This window comes from Salinivibrio sp. SS3 (assembly GCF_001722105.1).
In the GTDB taxonomy this organism is placed as follows: domain Bacteria; phylum Pseudomonadota; class Gammaproteobacteria; order Enterobacterales; family Vibrionaceae; genus Salinivibrio; species Salinivibrio kushneri.
Window position 1 is genome coordinate 19,139 of sequence record NZ_MEBQ01000007.1, and the last position, 25,960, is coordinate 45,098.

The following is a 25,960-nucleotide window of genomic DNA, read 5'->3' on the forward strand; positions in this document are numbered from 1 at the left end:
GTGTGGCTATCTCTTACTCGTGGCAGTGTGCATGGTTTGTAGCTTCAGCGTCCGCGCTGAGCAAGCTTGGCTACCAAAAACACCGATGCAGGAAACCTATCAGGCACTCCTCGCAGATAGGCCCAAGGTGGCGTGGCAAGAGCTTATTTTTGCGCTATCGCAGCAGCAAATACCGACTGAGCGATGGGCGAAGATAAAGTACGCGATCATCAATCAAACCGATTGTGGCCAACAGTTAACCGAGCCCAATGGTAAGGGGATCCCTCAAGGGCTCACTATTTCTTTTGTACGTCGGGCGGGTGCGTCGAGTCTCGGCTATGAAATCAAGCTCTCTGCTGAGCAGGTCGAGCGTGATACCTTGCTAACCCTCACTGATCCTACCGGACAAACGGTGCTCAATGAGATCTTGAACGCGAAAAGTGGGTATCAAGAAATAGAATCAGGCCAGCTATTTACCCAGATTACACCGGGGATCTATGAGTTAAGAATGGGCGGCCAGCACTATAGCTTGGTGGTATATGGTTTGCCTCGTCGACCTTGGGTCAAACTGATTGGTCACCCTGAACAACAGCTCGCGGTCGATGTGCCCGATACGCCTATAAGTTGTTCACCCGCCGCAGCACACTGGCTGTGGCTTGATGATGCCTATCGCTGGATCGAACAAACGCCGATTTATTTGTCCGGCCGCGCAGACAACTCCCACGCGCCAACCAAGATAAAATTGCCCACCTCATCACTTGTTAATGCGGAGCATTTAAGCGTCACTGTCAGTCACTTTGAGTATCAAGGTGCCATTAAAGTCAACTATGTTGAGCGATTAGCGTTGCCGCTGCCGCGATCAGAGAATAAGAAATGAGCCATAAAAAAAGCCCGCATTCACGCGGACTTTTGCTGAATCTTATTGATTGATGATTAGTTAAGGTAAGCGTTTAGCATCCACATCAGTTTTTCTTGTTCGCGGATGTAATCGCTCATCAGTGCAGATGTCCCTTCGTCACCCGCATCACCGGCAAGGTTCATGATATCGCGTTGTAGGCCAATCAGAACACTAAAGCCTTCGACTAATGCTCGGACACCAGCTTGACCATTTGCTTCGGGTGCATGCTCTTTAATTTCACTGACCTTCAGGTACTCGCTGAAGCGATGCTCGGCGGTGCCACCGATGGTGAGAATGCGCTCAGCGACTTCATCAATCTTGGTTTGAAGATCGGTATAAATCTCTTCAAATTTGGTATGCAACTCGAAAAAGTCGTTGCCTTTGATGTTCCAGTGAAAACCACGCACATTGGTGTATAGCACTTGGTAGTTCGCTAATAGCGTATCCAAACGCGCGCCTAGCTCTTCGGCTTTGCTGCTGTCTAGTCCAATCAATGCTGCTTGCTTACTCATTTAATGCCTCCTTAGTGGCAAATCAATGTGTTCGACCCTTCGCTTTATCGCGAGTGCCAAGCACTGGAAACGGTTCGTTCCAAACGATGTGGATAGAGTAACTACCCGATATAAAAAAAGAAAATGGAGTTAACCTATATACGCGATAGGTGTGACCTATGATGTGATCGAGGTATCGTCATGAACAATAAAATGCTCCGGCAGGCGCTCGAGGCCAGCCATTAGCGCTTGTAAACATTGCGCGTCGATGGCTGTGCCTGTCTCTTCTTTCATGATAGAGAGGGCTTTGTTCATCGGAATCGGGCCACGATAGGGGCGCTCGGCAGTGATGGCATCGAAAATATCAGCGGTGGTAATAATGCGAGTGAGCAAAGAGATCTCATCGCTTTTGATCCCCTCAGGGTACCCAGTACCATCGAGCTTTTCGTGATGGGCGCTGGCGAACTTGGCAAGGTGATCGAATTGGTGGATTTTCGATAAGATGGTTTTACTCAGTGCGGCATGGCGTTTAACATGCTCCCATTCCTCGTCATCCAATTTTCCCGGTTTATCAAGCACATCATTGCTTACGCCGAGCTTGCCAATATCGTGCAGTAACGCGCCACGCTTTAGCCATTTTTTTTCCTGTTCACTGATACCAAGCTCATCAGCAATTAAGCTGGCGTAAACGGCCACGCGCTCGCTGTGACCGGAGGTGAAAGGGCTTTTGGCATCAACAATGCGCCCGAAAGCCGCTGCAATGTCATCCAAGTAGTCATCATCGACCCAAATACTTGTGTCAGCCGGCGTCATCGATAGCACGTCTTTTTTTAACGCGGGGCTGTCCAGTTGCTGCCAAAACTGCGGCTCGCGCGCTATCTGTAAAAAGGTATCGACCAGCGTTGGATCAAACCAGGTGCCGCGACGGTTTTTTAGCTCGCGAAGTGCGGCGTCGACACCGGACTCGGTTCGGAAGACATCAATGACTTGCGTCATCAATGCGATGCGCGAAAACAAGGGGATCTGATCGGCCTTTAACTGATCAGGACGCCCACCACCATCATAGTGTTCATCCAGCGCATAGATGGCTTCAGCAACGGTTTCACTAAAACGTAAATCGCGTGCGACATCGGCACCACGGGTACATCGCGTTTCGATCAGCTCTTGCGCATACATGTCACCGTTGCGGATGATATCGAGTGTGGTCGAGAGCTTTTGCATGAAGCCGCGTTTGACCCCAGTATTTTTTAACACAAAGTTAAGTACGCTGGACAAGCTACCGTCCACTACCTTGTAGCTTTGTTTAAACGCTAAATCATTGGTGAGGTAAAGCTCACAGATCCTTGCCGCATTGCTGCTGCAGCCCGCATCCTTTAGCAGCAGGGTATAGAAAAGATCATGACGTTGTTGATCATCGAGCGCTAAGGCGTCAGCGAGTTTCATTCCTAACCACGTGCAGCGCATACAATGTTCGGGAGGTTGCCCCTCCGTCATATCCAACGCGGTACTTAACGCCAGAATAAGCTCCGATAATTGCAACTGTGTCGCGCTGCTGGCTTGGGTGTGCATCTTGTTTTCTTATCCTTTGTGCTCGTGGTTACCGGGTGATGATAAGATCGACGGTTATTGTGTCAGCCGGCGAACGGTAGCGGACACTTCTTCCGCGCCGGCATGAATGTCACTCATCACAGTGTCGGCAGCGGTGACTTTTTCTTGTCCTATTGTCGATTGCTCGGTCACTCTTTCCATTGCCTCACTCACGCCTTTGATCAGTTGTTGGTTTTCATCGACAACATCGGCAATTTCGGTGGTCGAGTGACTAGTGCGTTGCGACAGGCCGCGTACTTCATCGGCGACCACGGCAAAGCCTCGCCCTTGGTCGCCCGCGCGTGCGGCTTCTATTGCCGCATTTAGCGCTAGAAGGTTCGTTTGCTCTGCGATTTGCTTAATGGTGGTGACGATGTTTTCGATACTTTGTGCGTGCTCACTCAATTGTGCGACTTGATTGGTGGCCTCGACGGCTTGATCGTTCACACTCTGCGACAGCTTGACGGCCTCTTGTAACAAGGCACTGCCGTTTTCACTGTGGCGGAGTGTTTGTTCGGAAGAGGCTTGCGCGAGTTCTGCCGCCTGATTGACTGCCTGGTTTTGTTTCACCGTATCGGTGATGGCAGTAGCGAACTTGATTACCCGATGAACGTTTCCCTTCGCATCAAAAACGGGATTATAGGTGGCTTCTAACCAGACTTCGTTACCATATTTATCGCGGCGCAAATATTGCCCAGAAGTGAATTGTCCGCGTGCTAAATTCGCCCAAAAATCAGGGTTCTCATCGTAAAAGTCCTGATCACAGAACATACGGTGATGTTGGCCTTTGATCTCGTGGTCTTGATAGCCGACTGCAGCGAGAAAGTTATCGTTGGCACGAATTATGGTGCCATCGGGCTCGAATTCAATCACCGCCAATGAGCGGTTAATCGCTGCTAATATGGCCTCTTGTCGGCGGGCGTCTTGATACTGTTGCGTCACATCAGCCGCTAATTTGCGAATGCTGACGACTTTGCCGTTGGCATCTTTAATGGGGACATAGGTCGCTTCCATCCAAATCTCGGCGCCGGATTGATGTCGCCGACGAAACACCCCTTTTTGTGCCTTTCCTTGCGCGAGTGACTGCCAAAACTGCTGGTAACTTGGGGCTTGACTGGTCTCGTCAAAGCACACCGCACGGTGATGTTGGCCGATGACTTCATCGGCGGTGTAGCCGATAATATTGAGCAGCTTGTCATTCACATCGGTAATAATGCCATCAGGTGTAAAGGTGATGTTGGCAATATGTGCTTTGATAGCATCGAGCTCTGCTTGGAGCGCGGCTTTTTCTGCTCGGCAGGTGTCCAGCTCTCGCTGCGCTTTTTTGAACATGACAGCAAACTTCCTTTTGTTCAGGTGTTTATGTTAACGGCGCATCTTGTTTCATCGTTATAAGGAGGCGCACCGTGATAAGTGTAGGCGATAATGACACTCCTAATGTGATCTTGTCCCTAAATACATTGTGGTTGCCAGTATAAAAAGCCATTTGTGTTGAGAAAGTCGATGATTATAAAACTCTCAATTGTGTATCTGTTTGTGTGTTTGCCCTTTCTTTTCCGTCCGTGGGAACGTAACCTGTGTGACTTCGATCATGTTTAATTATAGCTGAATGTAACGTATTCATAACCTCTCTTCACCTTTGCTTACAACTTTGCTTTTCTATTTTCAATAATTTCTGAAATTTCCAAATTTTCATTGATCCCCCACAAAGAAACTCCGTATTATCCCACAGAAGCACTGTGAGGGAGATCAAGATGGAGCTGTCACAAGAACTACGTAATGTGGTGATGCACTTTGGTGAAATGGGAAGTCGTTGGGGCTTTAATCGTTCGGTGGGCGAAATGTTGGCACTGATTGTGTTGAGCGAGCATCCACTGAGCGCAGACGACATTGTGTCGGCGCTCAACATTTCTCGTGGCAATGTCAGTATGGCAACCAAAGAGCTGCAAGGCTGGCACTTGATCCGTTCGCAGCGCACCCCCGGGGATAGAAAGGACTACTTTGTGCCCAATGGCACTATCTGGGAGTTGGCGCAGCAAGTTCTCGCCGAAAGGAAGAAGCGGGAAGTTGACCCTACTTTATCCATGCTGCGCTCACACTTTATGCGGAGTGAAGACGACGCAGAGAGTCACTCGGTTAAGCAGTTGCACGAAATCCACGATCTCCTAGAGCTGTTTAACCACTGGTTTGACGATGTGCAGCAAATGAAACCTGAACATCTAAAAAACTTGATGAAGCTGGGTAGCAGTGTCGGCAAGCTTCTTGAGCTATCCGGCAAGCTGTTTCACAGCAAGTCCAACGAAGAATCGGGTAGTTAACCTCCTGAGGGTAATGTCATGTTAGATACATTAATGTTGTCGCGGATCCAATTTGCGGCCAACATCAGCTTTCACATCCTGTTTCCCACCATCACAATCGCGCTTGGGTGGATGCTGGTGTTTTTCAAGTTCCGGCACAACCGTACCGGTGAGCAAATCTGGTTGGATACCTACTACTTCTGGGTAAAAGTGTTCGCGCTCACCTTTGCGCTAGGGGTGGTGTCTGGGATCACCATGAGTTTCCAGTTCGGCACCAATTGGCCTGGCTTTATGGAAAAGGTCGGTAATATTGCCGGGCCTCTGTTGGGCTATGAGGTGATGACCGCCTTTTTTATGGAGGCGACCTTCCTTGGCATTATGCTGTTTGGTAAAAATCGCGTTCCGAACTGGGTGCACACATTAGCGACGCTGCTGGTGGCGATTGGTACCACTATTTCTGCGTTCTGGATTTTGGTGCTGAACAGCTGGATGCATACGCCAACCGGTTTTGAAATTATCGATGGTGTGGTGCACCCAACCAGTTGGTTCGAGGTGATTTTTAATCCGTCGATGCCGTATCGTTTAAGCCATATGTTGCTGGCGTCTGGCCTCACGGCGTCTTTCTTGATTGCCGGTATTTCTGCCTACCAAAAGCTAAAATCGCCTAAGTCAGGTGTGTCAGATAAACCATTAAAAGTGGGGATCACGGCTGCTGCCATCCTTATTCCGTTGCAAATTTTTGTCGGTGATATGCACGGCCTCAATACCCTTGAGCATCAGCCACAGAAAATTGCGGCAATGGAAGGGGTCTGGGAAACCGAGCAAGGTGCGCCTTTGCTGCTGTTTGCGGTACCCAATGAAGAAACCCGTTCCAACGACTTTGAAGTTGGGATCCCGAATCTAGCGAGCTTGATTTTGACCCACCAACTCGACGGCGAGATTAAAGGGTTGGAAAGCTTTGACTATCATCCGCCGGTGAAGCCGCTGTTCTTTGGTTTCCGAGTCATGGTCGGCGTCGGTGTGCTGATGTTGGCGGTTAGCTGGTTCACCGCGTATCGCGTGTGGCGTAACCAGCCCATGCCCAAATGGCACTTAATCGGTTTGGTGGCGATGACCTTCTCAGGCTGGGTCGCTACGCTTTCTGGCTGGTATGTGACGGAGATTGGTCGTCAGCCTTGGCTGGTACAGGGGGTGCTTAAAACCGCCGATGCCGTCACGCCAGTCGCCAGCTCGAACGTGGGGATTAGCTTAACCATTTACCTGACGCTCTACGCGGTGCTAATGGTGGCGTATATCCGCACCCTGTTCTTTTTGGCGAAAAAACGCCTGCCTGAATACCAATCAGACAATCACGCTCAGCCTGAGAAAGAGGTATCCGCATGAGTATAACGCCGTATTTACCTGAAATTTATCTATTGCTATTTGGTTTTTCGGTCTTTATGTATGCCGTGCTTGACGGCTATGACCTCGGCGTCGGTATGCTGTTACCACGCTGCAATCAGGCGCAGCGTGACCGTATGATTGCGTCGATTGGCCCCTTTTGGGATGCCAACGAAACCTGGCTGGTGTTGGCGGTAGGCTTGCTGTTGATTGCTTTCCCCGCGGCACATAGCATGATTTTGACCGAGTTATATTTGCCCACTTCTGTGATGTTGGCGGGGCTTATCTTGCGTGGTGTCTCATTTGATTTTCGTGCCAAGGTGAGGCCAGAGCGTAAAGACCTCTGGGACCGCTGCTTTAAAGCGGGCTCCTTTATTGCGTCGATGACGCAAGGCTACATGATTGGTCGTTACGTGTTGGCCTTTGATGAGAGCACAGGATCATATTTGTTTGCGCTATTAAGCGGCCTTTGTGTGACCGCGGCGTACATCTATATTGGCGGTACCTGGCTGGTAATGAAAACCGAGGGCGATTTACAAAAACGGGCGGCGAAATGGTCACGTCGTGGCGGCTGGCTGGCGGCATTGGGGGTGTTAGCCATCAGTGTCGTTAACCCTTTAGTCAGTGAGACAGTGGCGGAGCGTTGGTTTGGCTTCCCGGAAATTTTATTACTCGCGCCCGTTCCATTGGTTTGCCTTGCCATCATGCTGCTTGTTGATCGCTACCTACGCCACGTACCGGTCGAAAACGATGTGGGATACCAGTTCCCGTTCATTGGTGCGATTTTCCTATTCGCATTGAGTTTCTTTGGTCTCGCGTATAGCTTTTTCCCCGATATCATTCCCGGGGTAATGACAGCGAAAGAAGCGGCCAGCGCGCCGGGGACCTTGTTGATTGTGGGCTATGGGGCCATGTTTGTCTTGCCCATGATCTTTTTGTATACCCTGTTTGTGTATCGTGTCTTCTCTGGGAAAGCGACTGAGCTAAACTACGAGTAACCGACCCTAAACAGCAAACGAGGCGCTCAGGATTTTTGACAGGCCTGAGCGCTTTTTTATTCCTTCCTGATTGCACGTCTAAAATGCGCTTTATTAAGCGGTGCTAAGATTGCCCGTTATCGTTTTATCCATCACTCTGTGCGGCTACAAACATTGTCACCCTAAACATTTACCGAGTTAACCATTACATCTCGTTTGTTTGTGGTGCGTTTGGTTTGGGCTTCTTCTTTTGGTCATCGACTATGGCCATTGTCTTTTTTTGTCTAATGTCGCTAATTTGCAGTCATTTGTCGCAAATGTACGTTTTTAAGCGAACATTGTTCGCGATGTGGCTTGATCAATGACCGGCTGTGGTCGAGGTACTGAGTTATTTTTCTTCTTTATACCCCTTATTAAAGCCAACATTTACTGTCGGTGAAGGCGAATTTTTGCGCAAATTGCTCACAAATAGTGCTATCAGCACAAAGTATTAGGTGTGTAATCAGTCAGGGTAAAATTGACCTAAATCATTGTTTTGTCTTTATCTTGCTGTTTTTGGGTGAGGGTGAGTGTAGCAAATTGGTTAAAAATAATGTTTGAGATCTAAAGATTAGCGTGTAAGATTATCTTTAACTAATCGTTCAATTAAAAACGAATGGGAGACGAAATGCCTAAGGTAGGGATGCCGGAAGTAAGAAAACCGCAGCTTGTTAAAGCCACCATGACGGTGATTGGTCGAGTGGGGCTGCATGCGGCAAGTATTTCTCTGATTAGTAAGGAAGCCGGCGTATCGACAGGCATTATCAACCACTATTTCGGTGGTAAGCATGGCTTGCTGGAAGAGACGATGCGCGTGGTATTGCGTGAGCTTTCAGCGACTGTGATCGACGCATTGAGAGAAATTCCGCGTCATCACCACCAGGCGCGTATTAACGCGATTATCAATGCCAACTTTGAAGGTTTTCAGGCCAAATCTGATGTGGTTAAAACCTGGTTGGCGTTCTGGTCTTATGCCATGCATGACAATGAGTTACACCGTTTACAACGTGTGAACGAGAAGCGCTTGCTGTCGCATTTGCGCATTGAACTTCGCGCACTATTACCAGAAGAGCAGGCGGCGATGGTGGCTCAGGGGATTGCAGCATTGATTGATGGTATCTGGTTGCGTGGTGCATTGAACCCTAAAGGTATTGATGCCAACAACGCGCGAACCATCATCAATGACTACTTGGATAAGCAACTGACCTTTTATGGTCGTCCTCAGGGCTAAGCCTCGGTAGCACCTTACATGCACACTCGAACAGAAAAGAATTCAGGATTAATCATGAATGCGAAAACGCTTTTTATTAATGGTCAGCTTACTTCCGCAACAAGCGGCGAACAGTTTGCAACGGTAAACCCAGCAACGGGCGAGACACTGGCGCAAATCGATCAAGCTTCGGCAGACGATGTGCAAGCGGCGGTTGATGCGGCTAAGCAAGGTTTTGCGGTCTGGTCACGCATGACAGCTATGGAGCGTAGCCGTATTTTGCTTAAAGCGGTTGCGTTGTTACGTGAGCGTAATGATGAGCTAGCCAAATTGGAAGTACTGGATACCGGCAAACCGATACAAGAAGCGGTAGAAGTTGACGTGGTGACGGGTGCGGATGCGATTGAATATTTCGCTAACTTGGTACCATCAATGCAGGGTGAGCAGCAGCCGCTTTCTGACAACCAATTTTTCTACACCCGTCGTGAGCCACTTGGCGTATGTGCAGGCATTGGTGCATGGAACTATCCGATTCAAATTGCCATGTGGAAGTCAGCACCTGCCTTGGCCGCCGGTAATGCCATGGTTTTCAAACCGTCTGAAGAAACGCCGCTGACCGCACTGAAACTGGCAGAGATCTTTGCCGAAGCGGGTATGCCTGCCGGCGTATTTAATGTGGTGCAAGGTGATTATCGTGTGGGTCAAATGCTGACGGCACATCCTGAGATTGCCAAAGTCTCTTTCACCGGTGAAGTGGGCACGGGCAAAACCGTGATGGGCGATGCCGCGAAGACCCTGAAATCAGTCACTATGGAGCTGGGCGGTAAATCGCCATGTATCGTGTTTGATGATGCCGATCTGGATAACGCGGTATCCGCAGCCATGGTCGCGAACTTCTATACCCAAGGCGAAGTGTGTACACACGGCACCCGTGTATTTGTTCACGACAGCATTTACGACGCCTTTGTTGAGCAACTGAAAGCGCGTACAGAAAAGCTCGTTATCGGTGACCCAACCGATATGAACACCCAGGTCGGTGCGCTGATCTCGACCGAACACCTTAATAAAGTGATGACGGCGATTGAGACCGCGAAACAAAGCGGCGCGACCTTGCTGACCGGTGGTTACCGCGTCACTGAGAACGGCCTCGATAAAGGTAACTTTGTGGCCCCCACCATTTTCACTGACTGTGACGACAGCATGGCGCATGTTCGTGACGAGATCTTTGGTCCTGTGATGTCGGTGCTGCGTTTCTCTGACGAGGAAGAAGTAGTAGCCCGTGCTAACAACACGCACTACGGCCTGGCGGCTGGTGTCTTCACTCAAAACCTATCGCGTGCGCATCGCATTATTCATCAACTCGAAGCGGGTATTTGTTGGGTCAATACTTGGGGCGACTCACCCGCCGAGATGCCTGTCGGTGGTTATAAGCACTCAGGGGTAGGGCGTGAAAACGGTGTCGAAACCCTCACGCATTATACCCAAACCAAGAGTGTGTTAATCGAGCTTGGCGACTTCGCCAGCCCTTACGCCTAATTTCTAACGGAGCGACCAATATGTCACAACGCTACGATTATATTATCGTCGGCGCGGGTTCGGCCGGCTGCGCATTGGCTGATCGGCTGACCGAGTCAGGCCAACATCAAGTGTTATTGCTGGAAGCCGGCGGTACCGATAAGAGCATTTTTATTCAGATGCCAACGGCGCTATCGATTCCGATGAATACCAAGCGCTACGCTTGGCAGTTTGAATCCTTGCCTGAGCCAGGCCTTGATGGCCGCCAACTGCATTGCCCGCGTGGCAAGGTGCTGGGTGGAAGCTCATCGATTAATGGCATGGTGTATGTCCGTGGTCACGCATGTGACTTTGAAGAGTGGGTTGAGCACGGTGCTAATGGCTGGGATTACGCAAGTTGTTTGCCGTACTTTAAGCGCGCGGAAACCTGGTCTGGCGGAGCCGATACCTATCGTGGCGGTCATGGCCCGGTGGGCACATGTAACGGTAACGACATGAAATTAAACCCGCTCTATCAAGCCTTTATTGATGCGGGTGTCGAAGCGGGCTACCCAGAAACCAAAGATTATAACGGTTATCAGCAAGAGGGCTTTGGCCCTATGCATATGACCGTCGATAAAGGCGTGCGTGCGTCTACGTCAAACGCTTATCTGCGCCGCGCACTGAAGCGTAGCAACCTGACCTTGAAAAAAGGTGTGGTCACACGCCGCATCTTGTTGGAAGGCAAGCGCGCGGTGGGCGTGGAATTTGAAAAAGGCGGCAACATCGAGCATGTGATGGCCGACAAAGAAGTCATTTCCAGTGCGGGTTCAGTGGGCTCCCCACAGCTACTACAGCTATCAGGGATTGGTTCGCGAGATGTGCTCGAGAAAGCCGGCGTAGACGTCAAGCATGAGCTGCCGGGTGTAGGCGAGAACCTGCAAGATCACCTCGAAGTCTACTTTCAGTTCCACTGTCAGCAGCCTATTACGCTTAACAGCAAGTTAGGTCTTATCAGCAAAGGCAAGATTGGTACCGAGTGGATTTTGACGCGTAAAGGCTTGGGGGCGACCAACCACTTTGAGTCATGTGCCTTTATTCGTTCTCGCGAAGGGTTGAAGTGGCCGAACGTCCAGTATCACTTCTTGCCAGCTGCAATGCGTTATGACGGCAAAGCCGCGTTTGCTGGCCATGGTTTCCAGGTGCACGTCGGCCCGAATAAACCAGAGAGCCGCGGCCATGTAAGGATCAAATCAGCTGATCCGCACGATAAGCCGTCAATCTTATTTAACTACATTACCACCGAGCAAGATCGCCAAGACTGGCGTGACACCATTCGTTTGACCCGTGAAATCATGGCGCAAAACGCGATGGATGCATTCCGCGGCGATGAAATTCAGCCAGGCAATGATGTTCAGTCTGATGAAGCGATTGACCGTTGGGTGAAAGATAACGTGGAAAGCGCGTATCACCCCTCGTGTACTTGCAAGATGGGTGCCGATGATGACGCACTGGCCGTGCTTGATGAGCAGTGCCGTGTACGCGGAATTCAAGGGCTGCGTGTGGTGGACTCGTCTGTCTTCCCAACCATCCCTAACGGCAACCTGAATGCCCCAACCATCATGGTAGCGGAGCGCGCCGCTGACATGATCCTTGAAAAGCCACTCTTGCCTGCCGAGCAGGTGCCAGTATGGATTGCGGCTGAGTGGCAGCACAAGCAACGCAATCAAAACGCGCAGAGTGATGATGCCACCGTCGGTGAGCACACACTAGAAACTAATCAGTAAGCATTACAAGGAAACTAAGATGTCAATGAATAAACGTAAAACCAGCAAAACTCTGATGACCGCAGTGGGTTTGAGCTCAATGGTCGCCTTTAGCGCCGCGGCTAATCAGTGTGAGACAGTCCGTTTTTCGGATATCGGTTGGACAGACGTGACCTCAACGACTGCCATCACTACTGAAGTGCTGAAAGGCATGGGTTACGAGACACAAACCGATCTATTGTCTTTGCCGGTAACCTTCTCATCACTTGCGTCGGGCGACATCGACGTATTCCTCGGTAACTGGATGCCTACGCAAACAGGCGATATCAAAAAGTATCTTGACGATGGCTCGATCGACAGCGTTCGCGCCAACTTAACAGGTGCCAAATATACGCTCGCCGTGCCTAAGTATGTTTACGATGCAGGTGTTACTAGCGTCGCAGATATCGCGAAATACGCTGACAAGTTCGACTCACGCATTTATGGCATTGAGCCAGGTAACGACGGTAACCGCCAGATTCAAAAAATGATCGATACCGATGATTTCAATCTGGGTGATTTCCGTCTCATCGAATCCAGTGAAGCGGGCATGGTGTCTCAGGTGTCTCGTGCCGTGCGTCGTGACAAGTGGGTTGCCTTCCTAGGCTGGGCCCCGCACCCAATGAACAGCAACTTTGATATGAAATACCTATCGGGTGCGGACGAGTACTTTGGTCCGAACTATGGCGGTGCCACGGTTCATACCAACGTACGTAGCGGCTATGTCGAGCAGTGCTCCAACGTCGGTCAAATGCTCGAGCAACTTGAGTTCAGCCTCAAGATGGAAAACGAAATGATGGGCAAAATCCTCAATGACGGTGAAAAGCCTCAGGCTGCAGCACGCGAATGGTTGCGTAACAACCCAAGTGTGTTGAACAAGTGGCTGAATGGCGTGACTACCATTGATGGTGAGAACGCGGTTGAAGCAGTCACTGAATATCTAAACAAGACTGAAGCGTAAATAAAAAAGTGTAGAAGGAGAGGGCGGTGTTAATGCCGCCCCTAAGGTTTTATTGTGAATATTATTACAGATAACAAGATCCCACTCGGTCAATGGATGGAAAATGGCGTTGACTGGCTAACCATGAACGCCGCCGGCTTTTTTGATGCGATCTCAATTGGCTTAGATACGACCATCACACTATTAGTCGACATTTTTAAATGGATGCCAGCGGCAGGGCCGATCCTCATGACAGCCGCCTTAGCATGGTACCTGCAGCGTCGAATTTCCATCGTGATCTTTGTTGTGAGTGCGCTCTTGTTGATCCTCAACCTGGGCTACTGGCAAGAGATGCTGGAAACCTTTGTTCTGGTATTTGCCGCGACAACGATTTCCGTATTAATTGGCATACCGCTTGGGATAATGGCCGCGCATCGGCCCTTGGTGTACACCATTATGCGGCCCTTATTGGACTTGATGCAGACGGTGCCACCATTTGTGTATTTGATCCCAACTTTGGTGTTGTTCGGTTTGGGCATTGTCCCAGGTCTTATTTCTACCATCATTTTTGCCATCGCGGCGCCGATTCGTTTGACCTATCTTGGTATCACCCGCGTACCGGAAGAGTTGGTAGAGGCGGGACGCGCCTTTGGTGCTAACCGTATGAAATTATTGTTTAAAGTGGAGTTGCCTGCGGCGCTACCTAGCATTATGACCGGTGTCACCCAGTGTATTATGTTGTCACTATCGATGGTGGTTATCGCGGCGTTGGTCGGTGCTGACGGCTTAGGTAAACCAGTGGTTCGTGCACTGAATACCGTCAACATTTCTCAAGGTTTTGAAGCGGGTCTGGCGATTGTATTGGTAGCCATCATTCTTGACCGCCTGTGTAAAGCACCAAATCAAGGCAACGAATAAGGGGGAAACCATGGACGCAATCGCAATTAAAAATTTAGACGTGGTGTTTGGCGACAATGTTAAGCCAGCACTGGACCTGCTTGATAACGGATTAAGCCGCTCAGAGATTATCGAGAAAACCGGTCAAGTCGTGGGCGTGGACAATGTTTCACTCAATGTGAAAGAAGGTGAAATCTGCGTCTTGATGGGCTTATCGGGCTCAGGGAAATCGAGTCTACTGCGCGCGGTGAATGGATTGAATCCCATCAGCCGCGGTAGCCTTGAACTTCGTGATGACAACAGAATGGTCGACATGGCAACGGTTGATTCGCAAACCCTTCGCCACCTTCGCACTAACCGTGCGTCTATGGTGTTCCAAAAGTTTGCGCTTATGCCTTGGCTGACAGTGGTTGATAACGTTGCTTTTGGTCTGGAAATGAAAGGTATCAGCAAGAAAGAACGTCGTAGACAAGCGCTGGAAAAACTAGAAATGGTCGGGTTGGACGATTGGGCTTATCAATACCCGCACGAGCTGTCTGGTGGTATGCAGCAGCGCGTTGGCTTAGCCCGTGCGTTCGCGATGGACAGTGATATTCTGCTGATGGATGAACCTTTCTCGGCATTGGATCCACTGATCCGCGCGCAGCTGCAAGACGAGTTGCTAGAGCTGCAGAAAAAGCTCAATAAAACGATTTTGTTTGTGAGCCATGATTTGGACGAGGCACTAAAAATTGGTAACAACATTGCCATTATGGAATCGGGCCAGCTTATTCAACATGGTAAGCCTGAAGACATTGTGCTGCGTCCCGAGACCGATTATGTGCGTGACTTTGTGGCTCATACCAATCCACTAAATGTGTTGAAAGGGCGGTCGATGATGAAGTCTGTTGACGACTTACCACATGTCGACAACCGTTGGAAAGTGTGTGAGCAGCGTGATATTTGGGTTACCGCAGAGCAGGGTGGTCGCTTGTCAGCTGCGGCTGGCTCACAACCCTTGCGTGTCGTTGAATGGCAAAAAGACGTTCAAGATCTGTCACAAGTTGGAGACGACACCATAGTGGTTGCCTCGCCTGACATTGAAATGCGTGATGCGATTGAAATTCGCTACCACACTGTTAAACCGGTGTTACTCATCGAAGAAGGAAAACTGGTTGGCACCTTATCTGACCATGACTTCTACCACGCGCTGTTGGGTAAGTTTCAACAAAAGTGCACGGATAAAGCGGCGTAAAATCCGCTGCATGCGTCGTCACTAGACGGATGAATAAAACAGCCTACTCGCGGAGTAGGCTGTTTTTTTACGTCCTTATCTATCCTTGCTGTCTCGCCCATATTGCTTCACAAGCGCCCTTTGAACGCGAGACGAATAAGGTGCTAGGGCATTATCACGGTATCAATCACATGGATAACGCCGTTAGTGGTCATGATATCGGGCTTGATGACGGTGGCGTTATCGACTTTTACATCCCCGTACGATGTTTTAATCATCACGTCGCTGCCTTGCACTGTGGTCGCGGAAGACATTCCCATTACTTGCTCAGCCGTTACTTTTCCTGGAACGACATGGTAGGTCAGGATATCGGTGAGCTTGCCTTTGTTTTCCGGCTTGAGTAACGATTCTACCGTGCCGTCAGGTAACTTGTTAAAGGCTGCGTTAGTGGGGGCAAAGACGGTAAATGGGCCTTCTCCTTTCAAAGTATCAACCAGATCCGCTGCCTTTACGGCTGCCACCAAGGTTGAAAAGTCGTCATTTTTCATCGCCGTATCAACAATGTCATGCTCGCCTTTATGGTGGGCAGCAACGGCGCTTCCCATTCCAACCAGCAATGTCGCAGTGATAGCTAATGTCGAGATCGTGCGTGTTAACATCATTGTTCTCCCTTTTGCGTTCGTTTCCCCACCCAATAAGTTGCCTTATTGCAACTCTTGGTGACGACTTGGGAAGGATCACTTTGTTGCAAGGGTGAAAACGAGGATGGGAGTGAAGTCGATCACTGGACAGAAAAATATTCCCCATCTTCCCCTTTTCTACGCCGAATAACTGCCGCCGTCTTGTGAAATTTTTCGAACGAGTTATTCATATTATTGTGATTGTCGTCACGGTATTTCAGGCGTAATCTCACTCTCGTTCCAAGGCAATAACGCAACGGCGATATTGAACCGTGCTAGCACCTTGATGACTCTCTGAAACCAGGTTTTAGAAATGGAGACATTGAGGTGACAAATCGCCGGCACAATTTGCGTTTAATAGCCGTCAACCCATTACGAAAGAGGAAACAAACCATGAAAAAATTGGCTGCAATCTTTGCCCTAGCGTTCGCTTCAACGTCTGTGATGGCGGGTGGTCTGAACCTCAATGTAGACCCTGCAGAAGGGGGCGCTTGGGTAACGGTCACTGAACAAGGTCAAGCGGTAAAAGGCGCTAAAGTCGCCAGCGAATCGGGTCTGGATGCGAAGGTAACGGATGAGTCTGGTCGTGTATTTATCCATGCCCAAAACCAAAACAGCCGCTCAATCAACTTTGTCGCTAGCACCGACCAAGGTGAGCGCGCAGAGCAAGCTGCATTCATCAAAGGTGACCACAGCTAAGCGACGCGCGATGGCGTTTAGGCCGCTGTGGACAATGGCGGCGCTGATAAAAGAGAGCATGATTGCTCTCTTTTTTTTGGATCCATGTTTAGGTCGGCAGTAGCCAGTTCTTTAATTGATGCAAGGAGCTAACTTGGTGTGTCGGCGCAATATCTTCAGGCACGGGCGTGTTATCAGCGTTTAGCCAGCATGTATCAATGCCCGCTTGCATCCCGCCAAGGACGTCGGAATGTGGGTTATCACCCACCATCAATATTTTTTCTTTCGGCGGGCGGCCCATTTTTTCAAACGCATGTTCAAAAATACGTGGATCAGGCTTAGCGATACCGACCTGTTCGGAAATAACCAACGTAGAAATCGCATCCTTCAACCCTGTTTTTTCTAAACGAATATCTTGCAAAGCCGTAAATCCGTTAGTAATGATGCCAATATGGGCATGTGGGGAAATGGCGTCGATCAGTTCCCGTGCCCCTGGCAATGGTTCACAGATGTCTGCCATGGCATCTAAAAAGCCTTGGTTTAAGGTGGAAGGGGCGACGTTTAAGTGCTTTCCCCAGTAAGTAAAGCGTTCGGTCTGTAGAGTCTGGGCGTCAATTTCGCCATTTTGATACTGTATCCACAGTGGTTTATTGCGTGCGGAGTACTCGGCAAACGCCTGATGATCAAAATCGACATCATAATGTGAGAATAGACGTTGTAGGCCAGAGAAGGCATCAAAGTGAAACAAGGTCTCGTCGGCATCGAATAAAACCCATGGGTATCGCATGTTATTACATCTCTTTACGTAAAGTTAACTAAGTGTAACAGAGTGCCAATGCGGTTTTCGAGTCTATTTTTTTACTCACCGTCCATGGTGAGAAACAGTGTGCGTGGTCGCGAGCGAATACGCTGTGTCGTTACAGGGAAAGATAGAGGCCAGCGAGCGTCGCACTCATCAGGTTGGCTAGCGTCGCCGCGAGAATGGCTCGCATACCGAGTTTAGCAATGTCGCCACGGCGTTCGGGTACGATACCACCTAGGCCGCCCATCAACATGGCAATGGACGTCAAGTTGGCAAAACCACACAGTGCAAATGTCACGATAGCTTGACTGTGGGCGGATAACTGGCCTTTTAGGTTCATAAAATCAGCAAACGCAACAAACTCGTTCACGGCGATTTTTTTACCAATCAAGGTGCCTGCGGTCATGGCTTCTTGCCAAGGGATACCAATTAACCAAGCGACGGGCGCGAACAGGTAGCCAAATAACCACTCAAGGCTTAGCTGAGGCACGTGTACCATCGGACCAAGCTTACCTAAGCCACCATTGATAAGCGCAATCATGCTGATCACGGCCAATAAGCTGGCACCCACCGCCATGGCGATTTGTAAGCCACTTAATGCGCCTTGCGTGCCGGCATCAATCAGGTTGACTGGCTTATCCTGTGCGTCTTCTACTGATTGGTGTTGCGCTTGACTCATCGGCGTTTCGGTTTGTGGCACCATGATTTTTGCCATCATGAGTCCTGCCGGTGCCGACATAAACGCCGCTGCAATGAGATACTTCATTTCCACACCGAGCCCGGCATAGCCGACCATAGTGCCGCCAGCCACTGAGGCGAGCCCGCCCACCATGACAGCAAAAAGCTCTGAGCGTGTCATGGCAGCAAGAAAAGGACGAACGACCAGCGGCGCTTCAACAGAGCCAACAAAAATATTGGCCGTAGCAGACATAGATTCTGTACGCGATGTGCCGAGTACACGTCGTAGTAGTCCACCAATCAGGCGAATGATCCATGTCATGACGCCAATGTGGTACAGCACGGCGATCAGGGCAGAGAAAAAAACGATGGTGGGTAATACATTAAAGGCAAATATAAAACCGAGTTTGAATGTAGCGAGATCGCCAAAGAGGAATTCGGCACCAATGTCACCAAAGCTGATGATCGCAGAGACGGTTTCAGATGCATTGGCTAAAATACGCTGGCCTAGGGGAACCGAGATGATAAAGCCAGCAAAGACGATTTGTATCAGGAATGCACCGCCAACGGTGCGCCAGTTAATCGCGGCGCGATTTTCAGAAAAAACCATTGCGACAAGAAAGAGGACGCTAATCCCCAAAAGGCCAATGCCAAACTGCATGATGTTGCTCCGCAAACGTTAAACTTAGGATGGAAAACGATTGCGGCGGTATTGTACGTGGTTTTATAGATGTGACAAGAGTCACTTTGTTTGAATTGTGTTTGCATTTTGTTGCAATGAAGGGGGATGTGATATGAGAAAGCGCGATGACCAAGCGTGAAGACTGTCATGCTCGCGATATTTGCTTCGCAATGGTGGAAAATACGACTATGATTTTAAAAGGGTCTTAGGGATTCTCAAGCCTATTAACTAAATTGTTTATTGTTCTGAAATAAAGAGTTCAAATAACTGGGAAGGCCAGTAAAATCGGGACATGGAGGGAAGTTAGAATTAGGTGGTTGGTCAGAAAGTAAACATTTGGTTAGGGGCCTAATTAAATTTTTTCTCAGATGTGGTAATGTAGCGGATTGTGTGGTGACAGCTGGTCTTTTATTGCTGATAAAGATGGCTTGAACGGCAATAAATAATGGGCGCACCACCAACACTCACAGGCTTCCGAATAAACGGACTAAGGAGTTAACTCGTGAGCGATAAAAGCCATGAAGATATGATGACACCAGACGGGAAGGTTAACCCGATCGATACTGACTATCAGGTCGGTCAGGATAACGTGGCACTGAAACTCGGCCCGTTTGGTTTTGATATTCACAACCGAGTATTTATGGTCTCAGGGCTGGCTATTTTGGCCTTCATTTTTGTCACCCTGGCCTTTCAAAACCAAATTGGTCCTGTTTTTGGGGATCTACGTGGATGGCTAACTTCAAACCTAGACTGGTTCTTCCTTTCAGCAGGAAACATTTTTGTCATTGCCTGTCTAGTTCTGATTGCGTCTCCACTGGGTAAAGTGAGGCTCGGTGGTACCGAAGCGAAGCCTGACTACGGCTACGGCGGCTGGTTTGCAATGCTTTTCGCTGCTGGTATGGGTATTGGTCTGATGTTCTACGGGGTATCAGAGCCATTGACGCATTTCCAAACGGCGCTAGGTGGGACATCCGTGGGGGCTGATGGCCTTCGCACTGACTGGGCGCCTTTAGGGGCTGCTGCCGGCGATACAGAGGCGGCGCGCCGCTTAGGTATGTCTGCCACCATTTTCCACTGGGGCTTGCACCCATGGGCGATTTACGCAGTATTGGCGTTAGGCCTGGCACTGTTTGCGTATAACAAAGGCTTGCCTTTGACCATGCGTTCTGTGTTCTACCCACTGTTCGGTGAGCGTGTTTGGGGCTGGACGGGCCACGTGATTGACATTTTGGCAATCATCGCGACCTTGTTTGGTCTTGCGACATCGCTCGGCTTAGGGGCCTCACAGGCATCGGCGGGTCTTCACTATCTGTTTGATACACCGCTAGGTGATACCACAGAAGTGTTATTGGTAATGGGTATCACAGGGGCAGCGATTCTTTCGGTTGTTGCTGGTGTTGATAAAGGGGTCAAGCGCCTGTCTGAAATCAACATGATACTTGCGCTATTACTGCTGATCTTCGTGATTGCCGTAGGTCCAACCATCGCTATCCTGACAGGCTTCTTTGGTAACTTGGGCGCGTATCTGCAAAACTTGCCTGCGCTGTCAATGCCATTTGGCCGTGAAGATGCCAACTTTACCCAAGGCTGGACATCCTTCTATTGGGCGTGGTGGATTTCTTGGTCCCCATTCGTCGGTATGTTTATTGCGCGCGTATCGCGTGGCCGTACCGTGCGTGAATTCATCACTTGTGTGTTGATTATCCCATCAGCTGCATGTGTGTTGTGGATGACGGCCTTTGGCGGCACCGCAATTGGTCAGTTCGTCAATGAAGGCTATACAGCCGTCGTAGATGCAGAGCTGTCACTGAAACTGTTTGCGATGCTAGATGATCTGCCACTGGCAGCGATCACATCCTTTATCGGCATTATCCTGGTCATGGTGTTCTTTATCACCTCGTCTGACTCAGGGTCATTGGTTATCGACACCATTTCTGCCGGTGGTAAAGTGAACGTGCCTGTACCACAACGTGTGTTCTGGGCATCTTTCGAGGGCTTGGTCGCCGTTGCGCTGATCCTTGGTGGGGGCTTGGTCGCCCTACAAGCAATGGCGGTCTCGACAGGCTTCCCATTCACCATTGTGTTGCTGATTGCTACCGTGTCTCTGTTTAAAGGTTTGGCCTCAGAGCCGCGTGCTTAATTAGCAAAACATCGGTAATCATCGTCGATGACGAAAGAGGCAGCGCACTACGCGCTGCCTCTTTTTTTATTCCCCTCTTTCTTATCAGACCTTTTCTGCCGCTAATGTCTATTCCCCTGATATGAAGAGTCGTGAAGTGGTTAATCCTTGACCAAGCTCGCCAAGCCTTTATTCACCTCTTTAGCTTGTGTGATATTCTTGCTGACTTTTCTGTCATTGTGTCTTTTTGTGGGCTGACGTATACCTCGATATCGAGTGTCACCCAGACAGCGTTCAGCAACAATGGCAGGTTGCCGAGTAGACGGAGTAAGGAGTTTACGTGTGAGCGATAAAAGCCATGAAGATATGATGACGCCAGACGGTCAGGTGAATCCGATCGATACTGACTACCAAGTGGGTCAGGATAACGTCGCTCTAAAAGTGGGCCCGTTTGGTTTTGATATTCATAACCGTGTATTTATGGTCTCAGGGCTGGCGATCATGGCCTTCGTCTTTGTGACCTTGGCCTTTCAAGACAAAATGGGGCCGATTTTTGGTGATTTACGTGCTTGGTTAACGGCAAATCTCGATTGGTTTTTCCTCTCGACAGGTAATGTTTTCGTCATTGCTTGCTTAGTATTGATTGTCTCGCCGTTAGGTAAAGTGAGGCTGGGTGGCACAGAAGCCAAGCCGGATTTTGGCTATGGTGGCTGGTTCGCGATGCTTTTCGCCGCGGGTATGGGCATTGGTCTCATGTTCTATGGTGTGTCAGAGCCGCTGACACATTTTCAAACCGCGCTCGATGGCACATCGACAAATGCCAATGGTGTTCGGACTGACTGGGCACCGTTAGGCGGTGCCGCGGGGGATACAGACGCGGCTCGTCGCTTAGGGATGTCAGCGACTATTTTTCACTGGGGACTGCATCCTTGGGCGATCTACGCGGTGCTGGCGCTTGGCCTTGCCCTGTTTGCGTATAACAAAGGGTTGCCGCTGACTATCCGCTCGGTATTCTATCCCTTGTTCGGTGAACGCGTTTGGGGCTGGACGGGGCATGTGATTGATGTGCTCGCGATTGTTGCGACCTTGTTTGGCCTCGCGACCTCTTTAGGTATCGGCGCGTCACAGGCTTCGGGTGGATTGCATTATTTGTTTGATACGCCATTAGGGGCAACGACTGAAGTCATCTTGGTAGTGTTGATCACCGCAATGGCGATTTTCTCAGTGGTCGCCGGCGTCGACAAAGGGGTAAAGCGCCTATCCGAGCTTAACCTTATCCTGGCGTTCTTATTGCTGCTGTTTGTGATTGCGGTTGGCCCAACGCTCGCGATTCTGACCGGCTTCTTTGGCAATCTTGGTGCTTATTTAGAAAACTTGCCAGCATTGGCGATGCCATTTGGTCGTGACGATGCCAACTTTACTCAAGGTTGGACATCCTTCTATTGGGCATGGTGGATCTCTTGGTCACCATTTGTCGGGATGTTTATCGCGCGGGTGTCGCGTGGCCGAACCGTGCGTGAATTCATTACCTGTGTGTTGTTGATCCCATCCGCGGCGAGTGTACTTTGGATGACGTCATTTGGGGGGACGGCAATTGACCAGTTTGTTAACGAAGGGTACACCGCCGTTGTCGATGCCGAGCTTTCTTTAACGCTGTTTGCAATGCTTGAAGGCCTGCCGCTCGCGACGATTACCTCGTTCATTGGTATTATTCTGGTCATTGTCTTCTTCGTCACGTCATCCGACTCAGGCTCTTTGGTACTTGATACGATTTCGGCGGGCGGAAAAATGGATGTACCGGTCTCACAACGGGTATTCTGGGCATCATTCGAGGGCTTGGTTGCGGTGGCGCTGATCCTTGGTGGGGGCTTGGTCGCCCTACAAGCGATGGCCGTCTCAACAGGCTTCCCATTCGCGGTGGTGCTGCTGGTTGCGACTGTCTCTTTGTTTAAAGGCTTGGCTTCGGAGCCACGCGCAAAATAAAGAGGTGTGCTAACTGTTTGATTGTTAGCTAAGATAGGAAAGGCAGGCCGTCGGGGCTGCCTTTTTTATTATCCGGCGAGCGCTTGAGCTGTGCCGCTCGCGAAAGAACGGACGCCCCGATCTGGGCGTCCTTCAATAAAATGCAGGTTTAGGTGAGCATTATGGAAGCTGAACAGATTGAAATCGCGACATTTCTTGCGCAGTACGCGCCGTTTGACGCGATGCCGGAAGAGGTGGTGGCTGAGGTGGCAACCAGCATTGAAATCAGTTACTACCGCGCAGGTACCGATATTTTTGCTTACGGCGATGAAATTCACGATTTGGCCATTTTGCGTAGTGGTGCCGTTGAGCTATTTCGCCGTAATGGCACCTTATACAACCGTATTTCAGAAGGCGATATCTTTGGTCAAATGGGCCTTTTGATGAATAACCGTGTCCGGATGCCTGCCAAAGCGATCGAAGATACGCTGATCTATTTCATCCCTGAAGCGATGTTTAACCGTTTGTTTGACGACTTTGAGCATTTCGCTGACTTCGTTGAGGTAGAAGACCGAACTCGGTTACGCCAAGCGGTATCGAGTCATAATGAAGCCAACGACTTGACCACCTCCAAGGTCAAAAAACTGATTATTCGCGATCCGGTAATGATTTCAAGTACCGACTCGGTTCAGCATGCCGCTCAGGTGATGTCCCAAGAGACAGTCTCCTCTATTCTGGTGATGGGCGATGAGCCTGACCCTGACACGGGGTTCAAGCCTGTATTAGGGATCATTACTGATCGTGACCTACGTAATCGGGTGTTAGCGGAAGGCTTGCCTTATGAGACGCCAGTGCAAGAAATTATGTCACCACAGCTGATCACGCTTGACCACAATGCGTATATCTTTGAGGCAATGCTGACCATCTTGCGCTCAAACCTCCATCATGTGCCCGTGCTCCAACACGGTAAGCCGATTGGTGTGGTTGCCCTGTCTGATATTGCGCGCTATGAGTCGCAAAACAGCTTGTTTTTGGTGGCGAGTATTTTCCGCCAGCAATCTGTGGATGATTTGGTGATCCTGTCTCAACAGGTGAAAGATTGCTTTGTCCGTATGGTCAACGAAGACGCGAATTCACACATGATAGGCTCTGCGCTGTCGGTGATTGGCCGTAGTTTCAAGCAACGTTTGCTTGAGCTTGCCGAGGAAGAGCTCGGTGAGCCTCCCGTACCGTATTGCTTTTTAGCCATGGGCTCGATGGCGCGCGACGAGCAACTGATTGTTACCGACCAAGATAACGCCATTATTTTGGACGATAGTTATGAGCACAGTGAGCACAATGCCTATTTTGAAGCCTTGTCTAAACGTGTCTCTGATGGTCTTAATGCCTGCGGGTATACGTATTGCACTGGCAATATTATGGCGACCAACCCTGAATGGCGAAAAACGCTGAAAGAGTGGGAGCAATGCTTTGCTGATTGGATTGATAATCCCAGTCCGCGCTCGCTGCTTGACAGCAATATCTTTTTTGACCTTGATGGCGTGCATGGCCGCACTAACTGGGCAGAGCAACTTAAAGCCTTTATTGGTCGTCGGGCTCGTCGCAACAACCGCTTCTTGGCGGCGATGGCACGCAATGCGCTCAATCGCACACCGCCACTGGGCTTTTTCAAAGACTTTGTGATGGAGCAAGACGGGCGTCATAACAATTCCATTAACTTGAAGCGTCGCGGTACTGCGCCCTTGGCCGATCTGATTCGGGTGCATTCATTGGCGATCGACTCACGCTCGCAAAACTCTTTTGAGCGCTTGGACGATATTATCGAGTCTGGGATCTTGCCGAAAGGTCGCGGGCCAGACTTACGTGATGCCATGGAGTTTATTTCTATGGTACGTATCCGACATCAAGCACTGGATATTGAGGCTGGGCGTGAGCCGGACAACAACATCGAGCCAGAGAACCTATCTGACTTTGAACGTCGAAACTTAAAAGATGCATTTCAGATCTTAAGCAACGCGCAGAAGTTCTTGAAATTCCGTTATCAGCCGAATCGGTCTTAAGGGGAGGGTATGCTTCATTTCGATTTGAGAAAAAAAGAGGATGCCGACCACGTTGACTGGCGTGCCATGTTGGAAACCAAACGTGAAACGGTTCAGCACGAGACCTTGCAAGCGTTTTATCAGCAAGGCTGGGTATCGCCTGATACCTCTGTCTCTCAGGTGTCTTTTGTAGCGTTAGACTTTGAAACCACAGGACTTGATAGCCAGCAAGATGCCATCGTCAGTATTGGCTTGGTGCCCTTTACCCTGAATCGTATTCGTTGTCAGCATGCGCAACATTGGATTGTTAACCCTAATCGGCCGTTGGCAGAGTCGTCGATTGTGATTCATGGCATCACCCACTCGGATATCGTGAATGCCCCTGACTTTTCGCATGTGATTGAGCCCTTACTGAGTGCGTTGGCCGGCTCCGTCGTCGTCGTTCACTACCGCCGTATTGAGCGGGAGTTTCTCGACCGCGCGTTCAAACAGCGTTTGGGGGAGGGGATTATTTTCCCAATGGTCGATACCATGGAGTTAGAAGCGCGCAAACACAGAAGTGGTAAACGCAGTTTCATGGATTGGATTGCACGCCGCCCGCCTGAGTCGATTCGTTTAGCCGACAGTCGTCATCGTTATCACTTGCCCTTTTATCAAAGCCACCATGCGCTGACGGATGCAATGGCTACCGCTGAATTGCTGCAAGCGCAAATTGCTCATGACTTTTCACCGGACACGCCCATCAGTGAACTATGGCGCTAACCATGGGAACGGTCCTCGCGACTAAAGTAGAGGCTCTCGTGGCGAGACAATGAACCCTTCGCTGATGGTTTTCGTAGTGGCTCTCACGGCGTATAATCAACGTGCTACAAGTCAGTGACGAAAGTGAGAGGAAAAATGACATTGATCCATGCGGTTGAAGGGTTGGCGTTCGGTCTCGGTGTGCTATTGCTGTCATCGTCCATTGGCTTTGCGTATTGGGGGATCACCTTAAAGCCAGAAGAGGCAGAGGACATGACGGCGCGTAAGATTGAATTAGGTTTTTATGCGGGCGCGTGTTTTGTCTTCACCCTGCTGATTGGTTATTGGTTGAGTGTGTAACGCCGCAGCGTC

General features: G+C 49.9%; 22 protein-coding genes and 1 pseudogene. 16 read left to right on the forward strand and 7 right to left on the reverse strand.

Features of this window, described 5'->3' with window-relative positions:
- Positions 1 to 31 precede the first annotated feature (31 nt).
- Positions 32 to 856 (forward strand): DUF2861 family protein, encoded by an 825-nt coding sequence (locus BGL48_RS03490; protein WP_069361361.1) that lies wholly within the window; start codon positions 32 to 34, stop codon positions 854 to 856.
- Positions 857 to 912: 56 nt separating this feature from the next.
- Here the strand turns inward: BGL48_RS03490 and BGL48_RS03495 are convergent, their stop codons facing one another.
- From BGL48_RS03495 to BGL48_RS16600, 4 genes and pseudogenes are all read right to left on the reverse strand, one after another.
- Positions 913 to 1,389 (reverse strand): Dps family protein, encoded by a 477-nt coding sequence (locus BGL48_RS03495; protein ID WP_069361362.1) that lies wholly within the window; start codon positions 1,387 to 1,389, stop codon positions 913 to 915.
- A gap of 156 nt (positions 1,390 to 1,545) precedes the next feature.
- On the reverse strand, positions 1,546 to 2,937 hold the full coding sequence (locus tag BGL48_RS03500) for an HD-GYP domain-containing protein (protein WP_069361363.1): 1,392 nt from the start codon (positions 2,935 to 2,937) through the stop codon (positions 1,546 to 1,548).
- 54 nt (positions 2,938 to 2,991) lie between these two features.
- Positions 2,992 to 3,525, reverse strand: coding sequence for a methyl-accepting chemotaxis protein (locus tag BGL48_RS16595; protein ID WP_255377317.1), 534 nt, complete (start codon positions 3,523 to 3,525; stop codon positions 2,992 to 2,994).
- Positions 3,520 to 4,287, reverse strand: a pseudogene (locus BGL48_RS16600) (PAS domain-containing protein); the annotation flags it as partial. The pseudogene BGL48_RS16600 and the gene BGL48_RS16595, both read right to left, overlap by 6 nt.
- Positions 4,288 to 4,709: 422 nt before the next feature.
- On the opposite strand from BGL48_RS16600, the gene BGL48_RS03510 reads away from it, so the two are divergent.
- From BGL48_RS03510 to choV, 9 genes are all read left to right on the forward strand, one after another.
- Positions 4,710 to 5,273 carry a GbsR/MarR family transcriptional regulator gene (locus tag BGL48_RS03510; protein ID WP_046073610.1) on the forward strand — a complete coding sequence of 188 codons (564 nt, stop codon included), beginning with the start codon at positions 4,710 to 4,712 and terminating at the stop codon, positions 5,271 to 5,273.
- An 18-nt stretch (positions 5,274 to 5,291) separates the two neighbouring features.
- Positions 5,292 to 6,635 carry a cytochrome ubiquinol oxidase subunit I gene (locus tag BGL48_RS03515; protein WP_069361365.1) on the forward strand — a complete coding sequence of 448 codons (1,344 nt, stop codon included), beginning with the start codon at positions 5,292 to 5,294 and terminating at the stop codon, positions 6,633 to 6,635.
- Positions 6,632 to 7,630 carry a cytochrome d ubiquinol oxidase subunit II gene (cydB, locus tag BGL48_RS03520; protein WP_069361366.1) on the forward strand — a complete coding sequence of 333 codons (999 nt, stop codon included), beginning with the start codon at positions 6,632 to 6,634 and terminating at the stop codon, positions 7,628 to 7,630. Before BGL48_RS03515 ends, cydB begins: the two co-directional genes overlap by 4 nt.
- Before the next feature lie 646 nt (positions 7,631 to 8,276).
- The gene (gene betI / locus BGL48_RS03525; RefSeq protein ID WP_069361367.1) at positions 8,277 to 8,879 is read left to right on the forward strand and encodes a transcriptional regulator BetI; all 603 of its coding nucleotides are present in this window, start codon (positions 8,277 to 8,279) and stop codon (positions 8,877 to 8,879) included.
- A 54-nt stretch (positions 8,880 to 8,933) separates the two neighbouring features.
- Complete coding sequence (gene betB / locus BGL48_RS03530; RefSeq protein WP_069361368.1) at positions 8,934 to 10,394, forward strand: betaine-aldehyde dehydrogenase; 1,461 nt, start codon at positions 8,934 to 8,936, stop codon at positions 10,392 to 10,394.
- A 20-nt stretch (positions 10,395 to 10,414) separates the two neighbouring features.
- Positions 10,415 to 12,139 carry a choline dehydrogenase gene (gene betA / locus BGL48_RS03535; protein ID WP_069361369.1) on the forward strand — a complete coding sequence of 575 codons (1,725 nt, stop codon included), beginning with the start codon at positions 10,415 to 10,417 and terminating at the stop codon, positions 12,137 to 12,139.
- 19 nt (positions 12,140 to 12,158) lie between these two features.
- Positions 12,159 to 13,118, forward strand: a complete 960-nt coding sequence (locus BGL48_RS03540; protein WP_069361370.1) for a choline ABC transporter substrate-binding protein — start codon at positions 12,159 to 12,161, stop codon at positions 13,116 to 13,118.
- 54 nt (positions 13,119 to 13,172) lie between these two features.
- Positions 13,173 to 14,015: a choline ABC transporter permease subunit gene (choW, locus tag BGL48_RS03545; RefSeq protein WP_069361371.1), complete on the forward strand. Its 843-nt coding sequence runs from the start codon at positions 13,173 to 13,175 to the stop codon at positions 14,013 to 14,015.
- Between the two features lie 10 nt (positions 14,016 to 14,025).
- Positions 14,026 to 15,228 (forward strand): choline ABC transporter ATP-binding protein, encoded by a 1,203-nt coding sequence (gene choV, locus BGL48_RS03550; protein WP_069361372.1) that lies wholly within the window; start codon positions 14,026 to 14,028, stop codon positions 15,226 to 15,228.
- A 143-nt stretch (positions 15,229 to 15,371) separates the two neighbouring features.
- Here the strand turns inward: choV and BGL48_RS03555 are convergent, their stop codons facing one another.
- Complete coding sequence (locus tag BGL48_RS03555; protein WP_069361373.1) at positions 15,372 to 15,866, reverse strand: fasciclin domain-containing protein; 495 nt, start codon at positions 15,864 to 15,866, stop codon at positions 15,372 to 15,374.
- A 414-nt stretch (positions 15,867 to 16,280) separates the two neighbouring features.
- Between BGL48_RS03555 and BGL48_RS03560 the strand changes: the two genes are divergently transcribed.
- Positions 16,281 to 16,586 carry a hypothetical protein gene (locus BGL48_RS03560; RefSeq protein ID WP_069361374.1) on the forward strand — a complete coding sequence of 102 codons (306 nt, stop codon included), beginning with the start codon at positions 16,281 to 16,283 and terminating at the stop codon, positions 16,584 to 16,586.
- A gap of 88 nt (positions 16,587 to 16,674) precedes the next feature.
- On the opposite strand, the gene yjjG is transcribed toward BGL48_RS03560, so the two are convergent.
- Complete coding sequence (yjjG, locus tag BGL48_RS03565) at positions 16,675 to 17,352, reverse strand: pyrimidine 5'-nucleotidase (RefSeq protein WP_069361375.1); 678 nt, start codon at positions 17,350 to 17,352, stop codon at positions 16,675 to 16,677.
- 130 nt (positions 17,353 to 17,482) lie between these two features.
- On the reverse strand, positions 17,483 to 18,706 hold the full coding sequence (locus BGL48_RS03570; protein ID WP_069361376.1) for a NupC/NupG family nucleoside CNT transporter: 1,224 nt from the start codon (positions 18,704 to 18,706) through the stop codon (positions 17,483 to 17,485).
- A 547-nt stretch (positions 18,707 to 19,253) separates the two neighbouring features.
- On the opposite strand from BGL48_RS03570, the gene BGL48_RS03575 reads away from it, so the two are divergent.
- The 5 genes from BGL48_RS03575 (at position 19,254) to BGL48_RS03595 (ending at position 25,948) form a co-directional block, all read left to right on the forward strand.
- Positions 19,254 to 20,867, forward strand: coding sequence for a BCCT family transporter (locus BGL48_RS03575; RefSeq protein WP_198534552.1), 1,614 nt, complete (start codon positions 19,254 to 19,256; stop codon positions 20,865 to 20,867).
- A 345-nt stretch (positions 20,868 to 21,212) separates the two neighbouring features.
- Entirely contained in the window at positions 21,213 to 22,829 is a 1,617-nt protein-coding gene (locus tag BGL48_RS03580; RefSeq protein ID WP_235607549.1) for a BCCT family transporter, read from the forward strand.
- Between the two features lie 161 nt (positions 22,830 to 22,990).
- Positions 22,991 to 24,868, forward strand: coding sequence for a DUF294 nucleotidyltransferase-like domain-containing protein (locus BGL48_RS03585; RefSeq protein ID WP_069361379.1), 1,878 nt, complete (start codon positions 22,991 to 22,993; stop codon positions 24,866 to 24,868).
- Positions 24,869 to 24,877: 9 nt separating this feature from the next.
- Complete coding sequence (locus tag BGL48_RS03590; protein WP_069361380.1) at positions 24,878 to 25,609, forward strand: 3'-5' exonuclease; 732 nt, start codon at positions 24,878 to 24,880, stop codon at positions 25,607 to 25,609.
- Between the two features lie 135 nt (positions 25,610 to 25,744).
- Positions 25,745 to 25,948 (forward strand): hypothetical protein, encoded by a 204-nt coding sequence (locus BGL48_RS03595; protein WP_069361381.1) that lies wholly within the window; start codon positions 25,745 to 25,747, stop codon positions 25,946 to 25,948.
- Positions 25,949 to 25,960 lie beyond the last annotated feature (12 nt).

Excerpts from the sequence above, each read along its gene's own strand:
- BGL48_RS03490 (WP_069361361.1), top strand. The coding sequence starts at position 32 with ATGGTTTGTAGCTTCAGCGTCCGCGCTGAGCAAGCTTGGCTACCAAAA.
- BGL48_RS03495 (WP_069361362.1), bottom strand. The coding sequence starts at position 1,389 with ATGAGTAAGCAAGCAGCATTGATTGGACTAGACAGCAGCAAAGCCGAA.
- BGL48_RS03500 (WP_069361363.1), bottom strand. The coding sequence starts at position 2,937 with ATGCACACCCAAGCCAGCAGCGCGACACAGTTGCAATTATCGGAGCTT.
- BGL48_RS03510 (WP_046073610.1), top strand. The coding sequence starts at position 4,710 with ATGGAGCTGTCACAAGAACTACGTAATGTGGTGATGCACTTTGGTGAA.
- BGL48_RS03515 (WP_069361365.1), top strand. The coding sequence starts at position 5,292 with ATGTTAGATACATTAATGTTGTCGCGGATCCAATTTGCGGCCAACATC.
- cydB (WP_069361366.1), top strand. The coding sequence starts at position 6,632 with ATGAGTATAACGCCGTATTTACCTGAAATTTATCTATTGCTATTTGGT.
- betI (WP_069361367.1), top strand. The coding sequence starts at position 8,277 with ATGCCTAAGGTAGGGATGCCGGAAGTAAGAAAACCGCAGCTTGTTAAA.
- betB (WP_069361368.1), top strand. The coding sequence starts at position 8,934 with ATGAATGCGAAAACGCTTTTTATTAATGGTCAGCTTACTTCCGCAACA.
- betA (WP_069361369.1), top strand. The coding sequence starts at position 10,415 with ATGTCACAACGCTACGATTATATTATCGTCGGCGCGGGTTCGGCCGGC.
- BGL48_RS03540 (WP_069361370.1), top strand. The coding sequence starts at position 12,159 with ATGTCAATGAATAAACGTAAAACCAGCAAAACTCTGATGACCGCAGTG.
- choV (WP_069361372.1), top strand. The coding sequence starts at position 14,026 with ATGGACGCAATCGCAATTAAAAATTTAGACGTGGTGTTTGGCGACAAT.
- BGL48_RS03555 (WP_069361373.1), bottom strand. The coding sequence starts at position 15,866 with ATGTTAACACGCACGATCTCGACATTAGCTATCACTGCGACATTGCTG.
- BGL48_RS03560 (WP_069361374.1), top strand. The coding sequence starts at position 16,281 with ATGAAAAAATTGGCTGCAATCTTTGCCCTAGCGTTCGCTTCAACGTCT.
- yjjG (WP_069361375.1), bottom strand. The coding sequence starts at position 17,352 with ATGCGATACCCATGGGTTTTATTCGATGCCGACGAGACCTTGTTTCAC.
- BGL48_RS03570 (WP_069361376.1), bottom strand. The coding sequence starts at position 18,706 with ATGCAGTTTGGCATTGGCCTTTTGGGGATTAGCGTCCTCTTTCTTGTC.
- BGL48_RS03575 (WP_198534552.1), top strand. The coding sequence starts at position 19,254 with ATGATGACACCAGACGGGAAGGTTAACCCGATCGATACTGACTATCAG.
- BGL48_RS03580 (WP_235607549.1), top strand. The coding sequence starts at position 21,213 with ATGATGACGCCAGACGGTCAGGTGAATCCGATCGATACTGACTACCAA.
- BGL48_RS03585 (WP_069361379.1), top strand. The coding sequence starts at position 22,991 with ATGGAAGCTGAACAGATTGAAATCGCGACATTTCTTGCGCAGTACGCG.
- BGL48_RS03590 (WP_069361380.1), top strand. The coding sequence starts at position 24,878 with ATGCTTCATTTCGATTTGAGAAAAAAAGAGGATGCCGACCACGTTGAC.
- BGL48_RS03595 (WP_069361381.1), top strand. The coding sequence starts at position 25,745 with ATGACATTGATCCATGCGGTTGAAGGGTTGGCGTTCGGTCTCGGTGTG.